Source organism: Tardiphaga sp. 866_E4_N1_4 (assembly GCF_052076075.1).
Taxonomy (GTDB): Bacteria; Pseudomonadota; Alphaproteobacteria; order Rhizobiales; family Xanthobacteraceae; genus Tardiphaga; species Tardiphaga robiniae.
Window position 1 is genome coordinate 738001 of sequence record NZ_CP197242.1, and the last position, 15931, is coordinate 753931.

At 62.4% G+C, this 15931-nt stretch carries 12 protein-coding genes; 3 read left to right on the forward strand and 9 right to left on the reverse strand.

Features of this window, described 5'->3' with window-relative positions; genetic code table 11:
- Positions 1-29: 29 nt before the first annotated feature.
- The 5 genes from ntrX to dusB all read right to left on the reverse strand — a co-directional run bounded on the left by ntrX (position 30) and on the right by dusB (position 7577).
- Positions 30-1400: a nitrogen assimilation response regulator NtrX gene (gene ntrX / locus AB8B20_RS03780; protein WP_089264305.1), complete on the reverse strand. Its 1371-nt coding sequence runs from the start codon at positions 1398-1400 to the stop codon at positions 30-32.
- A gap of 32 nt (positions 1401-1432) precedes the next feature.
- Positions 1433-3718, reverse strand: a complete 2286-nt coding sequence (locus AB8B20_RS03785) for a sensor histidine kinase NtrY-like (protein WP_184516689.1) — start codon at positions 3716-3718, stop codon at positions 1433-1435.
- A gap of 192 nt (positions 3719-3910) precedes the next feature.
- Complete coding sequence (ntrC, locus tag AB8B20_RS03790) at positions 3911-5353, reverse strand: nitrogen regulation protein NR(I) (protein WP_068731842.1); 1443 nt, start codon at positions 5351-5353, stop codon at positions 3911-3913.
- Between the two features lie 14 nt (positions 5354-5367).
- On the reverse strand, positions 5368-6546 hold the full coding sequence (locus tag AB8B20_RS03795; RefSeq protein WP_231080673.1) for a two-component system sensor histidine kinase NtrB: 1179 nt from the start codon (positions 6544-6546) through the stop codon (positions 5368-5370).
- Entirely contained in the window at positions 6543-7577 is a 1035-nt protein-coding gene (gene dusB / locus AB8B20_RS03800; protein ID WP_283805448.1) for a tRNA dihydrouridine synthase DusB, read from the reverse strand. Before dusB ends, AB8B20_RS03795 begins: the two co-directional genes overlap by 4 nt.
- 232 nt (positions 7578-7809) lie before the next feature.
- On the opposite strand from dusB, the gene AB8B20_RS03805 reads away from it, so the two are divergent.
- Together AB8B20_RS03805 and AB8B20_RS03810 are read left to right on the forward strand one after the other, a co-directional pair.
- Positions 7810-9006, forward strand: a complete 1197-nt coding sequence (locus AB8B20_RS03805) for a bifunctional 2-C-methyl-D-erythritol 4-phosphate cytidylyltransferase/2-C-methyl-D-erythritol 2,4-cyclodiphosphate synthase (protein ID WP_184516691.1) — start codon at positions 7810-7812, stop codon at positions 9004-9006.
- Between the two features lies 1 nt (position 9007).
- On the forward strand, positions 9008-9631 hold the full coding sequence (locus AB8B20_RS03810; RefSeq protein ID WP_093758557.1) for a CinA family protein: 624 nt from the start codon (positions 9008-9010) through the stop codon (positions 9629-9631).
- Here AB8B20_RS03810 and AB8B20_RS03815 read toward each other — a convergent pair.
- Both AB8B20_RS03815 and lipA read right to left on the reverse strand, forming a co-directional pair.
- Positions 9621-10106 (reverse strand): type II toxin-antitoxin system RatA family toxin, encoded by a 486-nt coding sequence (locus tag AB8B20_RS03815; protein WP_439071741.1) that lies wholly within the window; start codon positions 10104-10106, stop codon positions 9621-9623. The genes AB8B20_RS03810 and AB8B20_RS03815 overlap by 11 nt on opposite strands.
- 10 nt (positions 10107-10116) lie before the next feature.
- Entirely contained in the window at positions 10117-11076 is a 960-nt protein-coding gene (lipA, locus tag AB8B20_RS03820) for a lipoyl synthase (RefSeq protein ID WP_184516693.1), read from the reverse strand.
- Positions 11077-11176: 100 nt separating this feature from the next.
- Between lipA and AB8B20_RS03825 the strand changes: the two genes are divergently transcribed.
- Positions 11177-11779 (forward strand): DNA-3-methyladenine glycosylase, encoded by a 603-nt coding sequence (locus AB8B20_RS03825; protein ID WP_089264300.1) that lies wholly within the window; start codon positions 11177-11179, stop codon positions 11777-11779.
- 136 nt (positions 11780-11915) lie between these two features.
- Here the strand turns inward: AB8B20_RS03825 and AB8B20_RS03830 are convergent, their stop codons facing one another.
- Positions 11916-14789, reverse strand: a complete 2874-nt coding sequence (locus AB8B20_RS03830) for a valine--tRNA ligase (RefSeq protein ID WP_439071742.1) — start codon at positions 14787-14789, stop codon at positions 11916-11918.
- A gap of 176 nt (positions 14790-14965) precedes the next feature.
- Positions 14966-15709: a PopZ family protein gene (locus AB8B20_RS03835; protein ID WP_439071743.1), complete on the reverse strand. Its 744-nt coding sequence runs from the start codon at positions 15707-15709 to the stop codon at positions 14966-14968.
- Positions 15710-15931: the final 222 nt, after the last annotated feature.

The window sequence follows — 15931 nt, forward strand, 5'->3', positions numbered from 1 at the left end:
AGTTGAAGCTTTGAAGTGAGGTGAGTGATTTAGCCGACGCCGAGCGCCTTGAGCTTGCGGTGCAAAGCGGAGCGCTCCATGCCGACGAATTCAGCGGTGCGCGAGATATTACCCGAAAAACGGCTGATCTGCGCAATCAGATAATCGCGTTCGAACACTTCGCGGGCTTCGCGCAGCGGCAGGCCCATGATGTGCTCGCCATTGTTGCTGGTCGGCATCGACGGCACCATCGAACCGACGTCCTGCGGCAGCATGTCGGCGGTGATGATCACTTCCGGTCCGCCGCCGGCCAGGATCATGACGCGTTCGACGTTGTTGCGAAGCTGCCGGATATTGCCGGGCCAGACGTGGGACTGCAGGACGGCCATGGCGTCCTCGCCGATCTGTCGCTTCGGCAGGCCCGTCGCGATGGAGATCTGCTCCATGAAATATTCGATGAGCTCCGGAATATCCTCGCGATGCTCGGACAGCGGCGGCACGCGGATCGGCACCACCGAGAGGCGATGATAAAGATCCTCACGGAAACGACCTTCGGCGATTTCCTCTTCGAGATTACGCGCGGTCGACGAGATGATGCGGACGTCGACATTGACCTTGGTGGTGCCCCCTGCCCGCATGAAAGTCTGATCGACCAGCACGCGCAGGATCTTGTTCTGGGTCTCGCGCGGCAGATCGCCGATCTCGTCGATGAACAGCGTGCCACCATGGGCTTCTTCCAGAGCGCCAGCCTTGCGCGCCTGTTCGCCATTGGACTGTTCGATGCCGAACAGTTCGACTTCCATGCGCTCCGGCGTAATCGCCGCAGCGTTGATGACGACGAACGGCCCCGTGGAGCGGGCAGAGGCCGTGTGCAGCGTGCGCGCGGCGAGCTCCTTGCCGGCGCCCGACGGGCCGACGATCAGAATGCGGCTATTGGCCTTGGCGGCGCGATCGATGGTCTGCCGTAGCTGGTTCATGGCGGCCGAGCGCCCCGTCAGCGAATTGGCGACCGGCGCGAGTTGCTTCAGTTCCTTGACTTCGCGTTTCAGTCGCGAGGTTTCCAGCGCGCGCGTCGCCACAAGGATAAGCCGGTCAGCCTTGAACGGCTTTTCGATGAAGTCGTAGGCGCCGCGCTTGATCGCTGCGACGGCGGTTTCGATATTGCCGTGGCCTGAGATCATCACCACAGGCAATTCGGGATTGTCGCGTTTGACCTGCTCGAGCAGTTGCAGGCCGTCGAGCTTGCTGCCCTGCAGCCAGATGTCGAGAAACACCATGTTGGGGCGGCGATTGGCGATTTCCGCGAGCGCGGAATCGCTGTCTCGTGCGGTGCGGGTGGTGAAGCCCTCATCATCCAGAATGCCCGCAACAAGATCGCGAATATCGGCTTCGTCGTCGACGATCAGAATGTCATTTGCCATGGGTCAAAATATCCTGGTCACGTTTATTCTTGTCAGTTGCCGGTAGCAGTTTTGATCTTCGGTTCGTCGTCAGGCGGGGCTTCCGGTTCACTCTTGTCCGCGTCAGCCTTCTGACCAGAGATAGAAAACCGCAGTCGCATCCAGGCACCGCGCTGTCCTGGACGTACACTCGATGCGTCGCCAAGTTCGATGCCTCCACCATGATCCTCGAGCACCTTGCCGACGATCGCGAGGCCGAGGCCAGTGCCCTTCTCGCGAGTCGTGACATAGGGTTCGAGCAAACGCGACCTGTTGACGGTCGGCAGACCGATGCCGTTGTCGATCACGTCGATCAAGATCATGTCGTTCTCGCGCGACGCTGTGACATCAATACGACCTTTGCCGAGTTCTTCTGGCGGCACGGCCTCGATCGCCTCTGTCGCATTCTTGATGATATTGGTGAGCGCCTGCGAGATCAGTCGGCGGTCGAACCGCGCGCGCATCGGCTCTTCCTTGATCTCGGCGGAGATGTCGAGGTCGGGGTGACCGACCCGCATCAGGAATACGGCCTGACGCACAGTGTCGGCGACATCCTCACCTTCGATCACGGGCTTGGGCATGCGCGCAAAGCGCGAAAATTCGTCGACCATGCGCCGGATATCGTCGACCTGCCGGACGATGGTGTCGGTGCATTGTTCGAAGATCGCCTTGTCGTCGACGATCACCTTGCCGAACTTGCGCTTGATGCGCTCGGCGGAGAGCTGGATCGGCGTCAGCGGATTTTTGATCTCATGCGCGATGCGGCGCGCCACGTCGGCCCAGGCCGAGGTGCGCTGTGCCGAGACGAGTTCGGTGATGTCGTCGAGGGTGATGATGTAGCTGTCGCGCGACTGGCTGGTCTGTTCGGCGCTGACGCGCACCGACAGATTGCGCTCCTGCCCGTCGCGGGTGATCGTCACCTGCCCCTGCACCAGCCGCTGCGATCCCTCGCGTGCGGTCTGCATCAATTCATCGAGCTCGGGAATGATCTCGTGCAGCGGGTGGCCCAGCGTCTCGGACTCCGAATGTCCGACCAGCTTCTCGGCCGAGCGGTTGAGAATGCCGATCATGTTCGAGCCATCGACGCCGATGATGCCGGCGCTGGCCGATGACAACACGGCCTCGATGAAACGGCGGCGACTGTCGATGACGTCGCTGGCGCTGACCAGTTCGTCGCGCTGGGTGCGCAGCTCCTGCGTCATCTTGTTGAACGTCTCGCCGAGATGGGCGAGATCGCCCTCCGACTGGATCACCGGCACCTGGACGTGAAGATCACCGGTCGAGACCATGTTCGCAGCGCCCATCAGGCGGCGGATCGGCGCCACCAGCCAGTTGGCGAAATTCAGTCCGATCAGCACGGCGGACATCAGCACCGTCAGTGCGATCACGGTGAACATCAGCGCGAAGGCGACCTGAATGCCGAGCCTGCGCGATTCCAGTTCGGCATATTCGGCCGCACCGGCCTGGCTCTGGTTCATCTGCGCGACCACGCGCGGATCGAGCTTGCGGGCGACATAGAGGAACATGTTGTCGAACGCGCGCAATCGGATCACGGCGGCGACGTAATTTCCCTCGGGGATCACAGCGATGGCCGGCTCGGACGCGCTGACATTGACGAGGAAGTCTGCCGGCGGCGGTGAGAATTCCTGTTTGATGCCGGGCTGGTCGGGTTCGATGACGTTGCGATCCTTGTCGATCAACATGGCGCCCGGCAGATTGCGCGCGGTTGCATTTGCCATCATCAACGAACGGAACGTACCGCGGTCCTGATAGAAAAGCGGTTGGATGCGCGCGAGATCGTCGGCCATACCGAGGATATCACCGCCAATCAACTGGCCGTGCTCGTGCAGATAAGCGCTGGCAATCACGAGCGAATTGTTGATGACCGCCTTGGTCGGGCCGGAGAACAGCCGGTCGAGGCCGCGGTCGAGGGTCACATTGGCGACGATCGAGACGAGCACCGCCGGCAGCACAGCGATCACCGAGAACAGGCTGACGATCTGGACATGCAGCCGGGCCGCCGCCCTGCCCCTGCGACGCGCCTGGACGACCTTCCAGATCTCCCGCGCGATGATCAGGACCAGCAGGAGGACGCTGGCGGCATTGATCAGCAGAAAGGTGACGACGACCTGATGGGTCGGTGCGATCGGCGTAAGGCCATTCAGAACGAGGAAGGTCAGGCATGACGACAGGAGTGCCAAGCCAACGGCCAATGGCACGAACAGCCGCCGCAGGGTCCACCTGCGCGGCTCCGCCATCGACGGTTCATAGGCTGTAGCCGACGTGTCTGCGCTGGTCATTCCGACAATGTGGTGAGCGTGGACGCCGTGCGGCTGCCGGAGACAGCCCGGACCGCACTGATGCAATCATACAACAATGTTGCCCAATTACGACAAATCCACGGCGCAGACTAGCTAACGAAAACGCATACCCTGCGTTTTCGTTTGTTTTTGCGTCTCAAACCCTGGAATTGCTCGATCCCGCTGCCGGGATCAGCCGCCGGTTCGATAGACTTGGATATCGAGATCGCGAATCTTCTTCCGCAGCGTGTTGCGGTTGAGGCCGAGCAGATCCGCAGCGCGAATCTGGTTGCCACGGGTCGCGGCCAGTGCTGCGGTCAGCAGCGGTACCTCGATCTCGCGGAGAATGCGGTGATAGAGGCCCGGCGGCGGCACGCCGTTCGGGAAGCCGGAGAAGTGCGAGGACAGATAGACCTCGACGGCACCACCGAGATTATCCACGCCGGTCGGCGCGCTACCACCCGAGGCCACAGCGGGCGGCGCCAGTTCGCCGTCGATCACCGAGCCGGTAATGACGTCCTGCGGATAGAGTGCTGCCAGACGGCGCGCGAGGTTTTCCAGTTCGCGAACATTGCCCGGCCAGCGATGCTGCTTCATGCGCTCGAGCGCCAAAGCGTCGAGCTTCTTCGGCGGCAGGCCGTCCTTCTCCGCGAGTGCAAAGAAGTGGCGGATCAGATCGGGCAGATCCTCGATGCGCTCGCGCAGCGGCGGCAGGCGCAATGGCACGACGTTGAGGCGGAAAAACAGATCCTCGCGGAACAGGCCCTGCTGGATCAGGATGCGTAGATCCTTGTTGGAGGCGGCGACGATACGCACGTCGGTCTTGATCGGCGTGCGGCCGCCAACCGTCGTGTATTCGCCCTGCTGCAACACGCGCAGCAAACGGGTCTGGGCTTCCATCGGCATATCGCCGATTTCGTCTAGGAACAGTGTGCCGCCTTCAGCCTGCTCGAAGCGACCGGTGGCGCGGGCATTGGCGCCGGTGAAGGCGCCGCGCTCGTGGCCGAACAGTTCGGACTCGATGAGGTCGCGCGGGATCGCCGCCATGTTGACCGCAACGAACGGGCCATTGCGGCGCTTGCCGTAGTCGTGCAGCGCGCGGGCCACCAGTTCCTTGCCGGTGCCGGACTCGCCGGAGATCATCACCGTCAGATCGGTCTGCATCAGGCGGGCGAGGACGCGGTAGATTTCCTGCATCGCCGGCGAACGGCCGACCAGCGGGATCGAGTCGAACTCGCCGTCATCGGCGTGGCTTGCGACACGCTCCTTCGGCTCGGACAGCGCGCGACCGACGATGGCGATCAATTCCTTCAGATCGAACGGCTTCGGCAGATATTCATAGGCACCGCGCTCGGAGGCGCGGATCGCGGTCATGAAGGTGTTCTGCGCGCTCATCACGATAACCGGCAGATTGGGCCGCATCTTCTTGATACGCGGCAGCAGATCGAACGCGTTTTCGTCAGGCATCACCACGTCGGTGATCACAAGGTCGCCCTCGCCCTGGCTGACCCAGCGCCACAACGTGGCTGCGTTCCCGGTCAGGCGAACCTCATATCCGGCGCGCGATAGCGCCTGATTGAGGACGGTGCGGATCGCCGTATCATCGTCCGCAACCAGAATGCTACCTGCAGCCATCGTTAGTCCTCGTCTTACGTCTGTGAGGTGTGCGTCGGTGCCGCGGGGGCATCGGCGCTGCTCGGATCAAGGGTCTTGTCGTCCAATTTCTTGGCGGGGTTGAACATCGGCAGCAGCACGCGAAAAGTCGTCTTTCGTGGCTGAGATTCACATTCGATGATCCCACCGTGATCGCCGACAATCTTCGCTACCAATGCAAGACCCAGGCCGCTTCCGGTCGGTTTGGTGGTGACGAAGGGATCGAACAGGTTGGGCAGCAGATCTTCGGGAACGCCGGGGCCGTTGTCCTTGACACAGAATTCCAGCGGCAGCGAGACGCGCGATTTCTTGCCCGGCACAGACAGGCGGACGCCCGGCCGGAACGCGGTGGTGAGCTGGATCTCGCCATCGGAGCCGAGATCGACGATGGCTTCCGCGGCGTTCTTCACCAGATTCAGGAACACCTGAATGAGCTGGTCCTGATTGGCCAGCACCGGCGGCAGCGACGGGTCGTAATCCTCGATGAAGCGGATGTTGCGGGCGAAGCCGGACTGCGCGAGGCGCTTCACGTGATCGAGGACGGAGTGAATGTTGACCGGGCCACGCGCCACCGGGCGGTCGTCGCCGAACACTTCCATGCGATCGACCAGCGTCACGATGCGATCGGCTTCGTCCATGATCAGGCGTGTCAGCATGCGGTCTTCCGACGATGCCGACTGCTCAAGTAGCTGAGCGGCTCCGCGAATGCCCGACAGCGGATTCTTGATCTCATGCGCCAGCATGGCCGCCAGCGCGATCACCGAACGCGCAGCGCTGCGATGGGTGAGCTGACGGTCCATCTTGTCGGCAATGGTGCGTTCCTGCAGCATCACCACAATATGGCCGGGACGCTCGGTGAGCGGCGCGACATGCAGATCGACCTGACGATCGCCGCCGATGCGCGGTGTGCCCAGATCCACCTTGTATTCGTTCACCGGCGAACCGGCGGCGCGAACCTGATCGATCAGCGCCAGCAGCGGACTGCCGAATGGCACCAGTTCTTTCAGAGACTGCCTGCGCAAGAACTGCGTAGAAATCTCGAAAAAGGATTCCGCAGCCATATTGGCGTCGACAATCTTGCCATCGGGCGCGATCAGGATCACCGGATTAGGTAGCGCGTTGAGAATGGCCTCACTGTCGGTCGGGACAGGGCGACGGTGCTCTGCGGCGTTCATGCGGCAGCACTCCATGCGAAATCATCAAAAGCGTCATTCAGAGACCGCTGCACACCGGAGGGATCTTCGGATGTAAGGATCTTCTGTCGCCAGGTCTTCAGGGTCTCGGTCGGCGCGCAGCTCGTAGCCGCTGCCGCATCAAGCGCCCAGCCGAGATGCTTGCGTGCGTGACGCAGGCCGATGCGCAGGCCGTAGTGACGGACCACATCGTCGTATAGGGCGCAGATATAAGCGAGTTGCTGCTGCAGCGACGGCACGGCTTCCGCGATGCCGGTTTCAAGACGTCGGCCGATCTGGCCGGGCAGCCACGGCATACCCTGCGCGCCCCGACCCATCATCACGGCATCGGCGCCGGACATCTTCAGAGCACTCACCGCCTTGTCGTAGGAGGTGATGTCACCATTGACGATGACGGGAATGCTGACGGCGTCCTTCACCGGGCGCACGGCGCTCCAGTCTGCCTCGCCCTTGTAGAACTGGCATCGCGTGCGACCGTGCACGGTGATGAGCTGCACACCCGCCTGCTCTGCGCGCTGCGCAAGCTCAGGCGCGTTCAGCATGCGATCGTCCCAGCCCAGGCGCATCTTGAGAGTCACAGGCACTTTCACGGCAGCGATGGTCGCCTCGATCAGCTTCAACGCATGATCGAGGTCGCGCATCAGCGCGGAGCCAGACTGGCCACCGGTCACATGCCGCGCCGGGCAGCCCATATTGATATCGATGATGTCGGCGCCGGCGGCTTCGGCCACACGGGCCCCCTCCGCCATCCAGTGGGTCTCACAGCCGGCCAGTTGGACCACATGCGGGCCAATCCCTGTCGCTTCGCAGCGCAATACCGACATGGGACGACCATTGACGAGATCGTCGCTGGCGGTCATTTCTGACACGACGAGGCCGGCTCCGAGTTCGGCGGTGAGCCGCCGGAATGGCGCATCGGTGATACCCGACATCGGCGCCAAAACGACCCGGTTGGCGATCTCGATGCCACCGATTTGTAACGGCTTGCTGTATACTGAGTCCGGGGTGGTCACAGACCTGCTCGTCGTTCTCTCGTCCGCTGCATTGCGGGCATAGGGCGCATAATGCGCACATTTGTTGTGCAGTCAACCGTCATGCCTACACATTAGACAGATGCGCTCATTTTGCAAGTGCAGTGCAGCAATGCACTCTTATGCAGCCACGAGAATGTAATCATACTGTTTTTGCCCGCGGCCGTGCTAAGGGCTGTGCGATCACCGCTTACCCCTTAATCACCTGACCCTGATGACAAAATCACCTAATCCTGCCGGTTTGAAGACAGCCGCCATTATCGTTGCCGCCGGCCGCGGCCTCCGCGCTGGCGCCGGTGGACCGAAGCAATATCGCATGATCGGAGGCCGCAGCGTTATCTCGCGGGCTATGGAGCCGTTCTGCAACCATCCCCAGGTCTTTGCGGTCCAGCCGATTACAAATCCCGACGACATCGCGATCTTCAACGAGGCGGTCAGCGATCTGAGGTATCATGTTCCTGCTAATGGCGGTGCGACGCGTCAGGCTTCGGTGCATGCCGGACTGGAAGCACTGGCAGATCACGCGCCGGACATCGTGTTGATTCACGATGCAGCCCGCCCGTTCGTGACCCCTGCTTTGATCGAGCGTGCGATCGCCGCGGCACAGATCACTGGCGCTGCGGTGCCCGGCGTCGCCGTTACCGATACGATCAAACAGGTCAACGAGGCCGGACACGTGGAAGCGACGCCGGACCGTGCACGCTTGCGCAGCGCGCAAACGCCACAGGCATTTCGTTTTGATGTCATCCTTGAAGCGCATCGTCGTGCTGCAAAGGAAGGCCGCGATGATTTCACCGACGATGCCGCGCTCGCCGAATGGGCGGGATTGACCGTGGCAACCTTTGAAGGCGATCTTGCAAATATGAAGCTCACGACTCCCGAAGATTTCATTCGTGAAGAAGCGCGTCTCGCCGCCTCGCTCGGCGATATCCGCATGGGCACGGGCTATGACGTGCACGCCTTCGGCGACGGCGATCACCTGATGATCTGCGGCGTCCGTGTGCCGCATACGCGCGGCTTCCTTGCTCACTCAGATGGCGACGTCGGCTTGCATGCGCTGGTCGATGCGATCCTGGGCGCGCTGGCTGACGGCGATATCGGTTCGCACTTCCCGCCGAGTGATGACAAATGGAAGGGCGCGGCGTCCGACAAGTTCCTGAAATACGCCGTGGAGCGCGTGACCGCACGTGGCGGCCGTATAGCCAATCTTGAAGTGACGTTGATCTGCGAGCGACCCAAAATCGGTCCGCTGCGCGATGCGATGCGCGCCAAGATCAGCGAGATTTCCGGTGTGGCATTGTCACGCGTCGCGGTGAAGGCGACCACCAGCGAACGTCTCGGCTTCACCGGCCGTGAAGAAGGTATCGCCGCGACTGCGGCTGCTACCATTCGCCTTCCCTGGATGGACTGACATGGCAGCGAGCGACGCACGAGCCCTCTCCCGCGCGCTGCTCGATCTCTGCCGCAGCCGCAAGCTGACGATCGCGACCGCTGAGTCCTGCACCGGCGGCCTCGTCGCTGGCGCACTGACCGAAATTCCCGGCTCGTCCGACGTGATCGATCGCGGCTTCGTCACCTATTCCAATGCCGCCAAACACGCGATGCTCGGCGTCAAGACTGCGACGCTCGACAGCTTTGGTGCGGTCAGCAAGGAGACGGCGATCCAGATGGCGGTCGGCGCTTTGGAAGAAGCCGACGTTGACCTCGCAGTGTCGATCACAGGCATCGCAGGTCCCGGAGGCGCAACGCCGGGCAAGCCGGTCGGCCTCGTGCATTTTGCCGTTGCGTCGCGTGACGGTCGCATCGTCAACAAGGAATGCCGTTTCGGCGCCATTGGCCGTAGCGCGGTGCGTCAGCGCTCCGTGCTTGAAGCTCTGCGGATGCTGATGGAATTGGCACGTGGGCCACAGCCGCCGGCCAAGAAGCGCGAAGCAGCGAGTCTGGCGCGCCCGCGCGTGGCGCGTTCGCCGCGACGGACTGCCGTCAAGCGTCGCCGGCCGACCGCGCCGTTGAAGAAGCCGACGACTAAGAAGTAGACGGAACGCCCGTGACGCGCGGCACACGATAGACTTCGTCCGCGCGCTTCTCGAAGGCTACGGCAAAGCGCTGGAATGCTGCGTCGAACATCGTTCCCATCAGCATCGCCAACATGCGGCTCTTGAACTCATAGGCAATGAAGAAGCCGACGTCGCATTCCTGACCTTCGGCCTTCGGCTCAAAGGTCCAGCGATTTTCGAGATTGCTGAATGGGCCGCGCAGATATTCGACCATGATCTTCAGGTTCGGCCGATCCAGCGTCACGCGGCTGGTGAAGGATTCCTGCACCAGCTTGAACGACACAGTCATGTCGGTAACGATGACCTCGGTGCCATTCTCCTGCGGCGTGCGCTGGCGAATCTTCAACGACTTGCACAACGGCACGAATTCCGGATAGCGCTCGACATCAGCAACCAGATCGAACATCTGGGAGGCGCTGTGGCGCACGCGGCGCTTGTTGGCAAATCTCGGCATCGTCGCGTTCTCAGCGCGCGAGAGCGGCGCGCGCAGCCTGCAGCTTGGCAAAATCCTCGCCGGCATGATGCGACGAGCGCGTCAGCGGGCTCGCCGACACCATCAGGAAGCCCTTGGTGTAGGCGACTTTCTCATAGCCGCTGAATTCATCGGGGGTGACATAGCGCGACACCACGTGATGCTTGCGCGTCGGCTGCAGATACTGGCCGATGGTCAGGAAGTCGATATCGGCCGAGCGCATGTCGTCCATAACCTGCAACACTTCAGGGCGCTCCTCGCCGAGGCCGACCATGATGCCGGACTTGGTGAAGATGGTCGGGTCGAGTTCCTTGACCTTCTGCAGCAGGCGCAGCGAATGGAAATAACGCGCGCCCGGTCGCACCGTCAGATAGCGCGACGGCACGGTTTCGAGATTGTGATTGAACACGTCGGGCTTCGCCGCGACAACGACTTCGAGGGCGCCCGGCTTGCGCAGGAAGTCAGGCGTCAGGATTTCGATGGTGGTCGTGGGACATGCCGCGCGGATCGCACGAATCGTCTGCGCAAAATGTTCGGCGCCGCCATCGGCGAGATCGTCGCGGTCCACCGAGGTGATGACCACATGATGCAGGCCGAGCTTGCGCACGGCTTCGGCGACATGCTCGGGCTCCATGCCGTCGAGCGCGTTGGGCATGCCCGTCTTGACGTTGCAGAACGCACAGGCGCGGGTGCAGGTGTCACCCATGATCATGAAGGTGGCGTGCTTCTTCTGCCAGCACTCGCCAATATTCGGGCAGCCGGCTTCCTCGCACACGGTAACGAGACCGTTTTCCTTGACGATCTTGCGGGTGTCGCCATAGCCACGGCTGGTCGGCGCACGGACCCGGATCCAGTCCGGCTTCGGCGGCGAGAACGAATCCGGCCGATTCACTTTTTCAGGGTGACGTGGGCGGAGCTGCGTGGTGGATACGGTATCGAGGACGACGACCATGAACTGTCCGTTCTGAGTGAAGCCTTAGGTAATCCGCCGGGCCCTGTCCTGCAACCCGCCCTCGCCTTGCCAGGCCCTGCATCGTAACATAGCAGGCAGAATGGCTCCAAAACCTCACCAAATCCCTCAAAAGCTCGGCAAGGCACTCAAACGCAGCTTTTTCGCGCGGAGCGTGCACGATGTGGCCCCCGAACTGATCGGTGCGACACTCCTGGTGGATGGCGTCGGTGGCGAGATCGTCGAGGTCGAGGCCTATCATCACACCGAGCCCGCGGCCCACTCCTTCAACGGGCAGACGCCGCGCAACCAGATCATGTTCGGGCCGCCCGGCTTTGCCTATGTCTACCGCTCCTACGGCATCCACTGGTGCGTGAATTTCGTCTGCGAGGCCGAGGGGGCGGCCAGCGCCGTGCTGATCCGGGCCCTGCAGCCGACCTTCGGGATTGGCGAGATGCAGCTGCGACGCGGGCTACAGGATGAGCGTATGCTGTGCTCCGGGCCTGGCAAGGTCTGCCAGGCGCTCAGCATCAGCATCGCGCATAACGGGCTGGCTTTGGACAAGCCGCCGATTGCGATTCACGCAAGGACGGAAGTGCCGGACATTGTCGCAGGCATCCGCATCGGCATCACCAAGGCCGTGGAATTGCCGTGGCGATACGGGGTGAGAGGCTCGCGTTATCTCAGCAAGCCGTTTGCGAGGTAATTATAGCGCTGTCATGGCCGGGCTTGTCCCGGGTATCCACGCCTTGGCCACTACTAGCACGGAAGACGTGGATGGCCGGGACAAGCCCGGCCATGACGAACATTGAGACTTGTGGCAGTCGCGGAATTGCGGCGCATCACACCGCGTTCTTCAACCGCTCCAGCGCTTCCAGCGTCTTGGCCTTGCGGGCCTCGGCTGCCTCGCGCTTCTCGCGCTCTTCCTCGACGATCTCTTCCGCTGCGTTGGCGACGAATTTCTCGTTGGAGAGCTTGGCGTCGGCGCGCTTGATGTCGGCTTCGGCTTTCACCAATTCCTTGTCGAGACGTGTCTTCTCGGCGCCGAAATCAATCACGCCCTTCAACGGCAGCGCTGCGACTTCACCGCGGATCAGAAGCTGGACGGCGCCTTGCGGCGCGACATCGGCAAACGAGATATCGCCGAGACGCGCGAGGCGCTTCACGACGTCGCTCCAGCGCTGGGCGCGGGCCTGAGTTTCGGCAGACGCACCGGCCAGCACGAGTGGCGTCAATGTCGCCGGCACGATGTTCATCTCGGCACGCACCGAACGAACCTCTGTCACCAGATCGATGACCCAGCCGATTTCGGCTTCGGCGGCGTCATCCTTGAAATCGGCGACCGGTTCGGGATCGCCCATCAGGATCGGTGCGACGATCGGATCGCTCGCGGCGGTCGCGATGATCAGCGCTTCCTGCTCGCGCGTCAGGCGGCTCGCCTTGCGCGACCACGGCGCTAGCGCCAGCAGACCGTCGCGCGGCGCCGTCACGGCCCAGAGTTCTTCCGTGATGAACGGCATGAACGGATGCAGCAGCTTCAGGATTTCGTCGCGGGCCCAAGCGACCATCGCGCGGGTTTCGGTCTTGGCCGGACCATCCTCGCCCATCATGAATGGCTTGGCGAGTTCGAGATACCAGTCGCAATACACGTTCCAGACGAAGCGATAGGCCGCGCCCGCCGCATCGTTGAAGCGATAGGCTTCGATGGCTTCGGTGACTTCGCGCGTTGCCTTCACGGTCTCATGCGCGATCCAGCGGTTGAGCACTTCCTTGGCCTTGGTCGGATCGAAAGCCGCCGGCAGCACGCACTCGTTCATCTCGGCGAAGCGGCAGGCATTCCAGAGCTTGGTCGCGAAATTGCGATAGCCCTCGACGCGCTGGGTCGCGAGCTTGATGTCGCGGCCCTGTGCGGCCATCGCAGCCAGCGTGAAGCGCAGCGCATCGGCGCCGTACTGGTCGATCAGGTTCAGGGGATCGATGACGTTGCCCTTCGACTTCGACATCTTGGCGCCCTTCTCGTCGCGGACGAGGGCGTGGATGTAGACGGTCGGAAACGGCACATCCTTCTTGAAGTGCATGCCCATCATCATCATCCGGGCGACCCAGAAGAAGATGATGTCGAAGCCGGTCACCAGCACATTGGTCGGATAGTAGCGATCGACATCGACTGAGCTCTGCGGCCAGCCGAGCGTCGAGAACGGCCACAGCGCTGACGAGAACCAGGTGTCGAGCACGTCTTCATCGCGTGTGATGAAGCCCTCGCGCTTCGCCGGATCGAGCGCCATATCGTGGCCCTGCTCTTCCGTGATCACTTCCTGCTCGACATAATAGCCGAGTGCGTTGCCGACTGCTTCTTCCTCGGTCTCGGCGACGAACACCTTGCCGTCCGGACCGTACCAGGCCGGGATCTGATGGCCCCACCACAGCTGGCGCGAGATGCACCATGGCTGGATGTTCTCCATCCACTCGTAATAGGTCTTTTCCCAGTTCTTCGGCACGAACTCGGTCGCGCCGGTGCGCACGGCGGCGATCGCCGGCTGCGCCATGGTCTTGGCGTCGACATACCACTGGTCGGTCAGATAGGGCTCGATGACGACGCCGGAGCGGTCGCCATGCGGCACCATATGCGTGTTGGGCTCGATCTTCTCCAGGAAGCCGAAATCTTCCAGCCGCTGCACGATGGTCTTGCGCGCCTTGAAGCGCTCCATGCCGTGCAATTCTTCGACCAGCTCTGACGCCGCGACCGGCAAGCCGCGCAGATAGTCCTCGTTATCGGCGAGTGCGAGCTTGCCTTCGATATCGAGGATGCTGATGCGTGCAAGGCCGTGGCGGTTGCCGACTTCGAAGTCGTTGAAGTCGTGCGCCGGCGTGATCTTCACCGCGCCGGAGCCCTTCTCCGGGTCCGAATATTCATCTGCGACGATCGGGATCAGGCGGCCGACCAGCGGCAGAACCACGTTCTTGCCGATCAGATGCGTGTAGCGTTCGTCATCCGGATTCACGGCGACGCCGCTGTCGCCGAGCATCGTCTCGGGACGCGTGGTCGCAACGGTGATGAACGAGGTCGGATCTTCCGGATCGAAGCTCTTGCCTTCGAGCGGATAGCGCAGATGCCAGAGGTTACCCTTGACCTCGACCTGCTGGACTTCGAGATCGGAAATCGCGGTCAGCAGCTTCGGATCCCAGTTCACAAGGCGCTTGTCCTTGTAGATCAGGCCCTCGCGGTGCAGCTGCACGAACACCTTGATGACGGCCTCGGACAGGCCCTCGTCCATGGTGAAGCGCTCGCGCGACCAGTCGCAGGAGGCGCCGAGGCGCTTCAACTGATTGACGATGACGCCGCCGCTCTCGGCCTTCCACTTCCAGACGCGTTCGAGAAATGCCTCGCGGCCCATGTCGCGACGACCGGGCTCCTGGCGCTCCATCAACTGGCGCTCGACCACCATCTGGGTCGCGATGCCAGCATGGTCGGTGCCGGGCTGCCACAGCACATCGCGGCCGCGCATGCGCTCGAAACGACAGAGCACGTCCTGCAGCGTGTTGTTGAGGGCGTGGCCCATATGCAGCGAGCCGGTGACGTTCGGCGGCGGGATCACGATCGTATAGGGCTCGGCATCCACCCGGTCCGCGCGGCCCGCCTTGAACGCGCCTTCGGCTTCCCAGGCAGCGGCGATGCGGGTCTCGATATCGGCGGGCTGATAGGTCTTTTCGATCATGACAATTCAATCAAATCAGGGGTTTTTGGCCACGGTTTTGAGGCCTGGGGCGAACGCAGGAAGCCGATGGCGCTAGAAACCCGCCAGCGCGGCTCAAGTCAACATATAGGGCTGTTTAGCCATCCCGGAGGGCCAAACGAAGGCCCCGAAAGGCCGTCGTTGCCTGTCTCGCGGGCCTAGCGGCCGCCGCCGCGTGAGACGCGCTCGATCTCAGCCTTGACGATGCGCTCGACGAGGCCCGGCAGGTTGTCGTCCAGCCAGGACTTCAGCATCGGACGCAGCATCTCCTTGACGAGATCCTCAAGGGTCCGCGCGTTGTTGCTCAGGACCGTATTTGCCAACGCATTGAAGGCCGACTCCACGGACGACACGGTGCTGTGTGACAGAATCTGCTGCTGCGGTGCGACCGGGGGCGGATCATAGGACGGCGGGTCGAAGCGCGGTGCGGGTCGTTGGCTACTGGCGGCGACAGCTTCGGCGAATTCGAGGTCGTCATCCGGCTCGACATGCTGGAATGCGGGTTCCGGCTCGGGGTCGGCGACCACCATCTCGTCGGTCAGTTCGAACACATCACCGTCGGGCTGCGCCGGGCGCACCTCTTCCTCGGTGGTCGCGGCTTCCAGACTGGCCAACATCGCGTCGATGTCGTCCTGGCTGTTGGAGGCAGCAGGCTCCGGCGGCGGTGGCGCGGGCTTCGGGGCTGGCGGCGGTGCTTGGGCGGCAGCAGCCTGCGCGGCAGGAATCGCCGACGGCGGGATGTCTGTCATCGCAGCAGGCTTGGCTGCAGGAGCCGGCTTGGGCGGCGGGGGAGGAGCAACTTCGGCGACGGCCGGCTTCGCTTCGTCGTCGGCGATGATACGTCGGATCGACGCCAGAATCTCCTCCATCGAGGGCTCCTGGACCTTTGCAGGTTGCGTCATGTCCGACTCCGCATCATCAACGCTCTCGTCAATATTTTACACCAGACGAGGCTGAATTTGCGGGTTGTCGTTTTGACGACCGTTCGATTCAGCGCGCAAGCCTGACTTGTCCCCAAGATCAAGCGACGCCTGACCACCAACTGTCGCGCGGGAAATGCCCAAGGAATTAGGAAAGGCATTCCGAATCGCTAAGCCAGCAATGCAAACGGTACGTCATCGGAC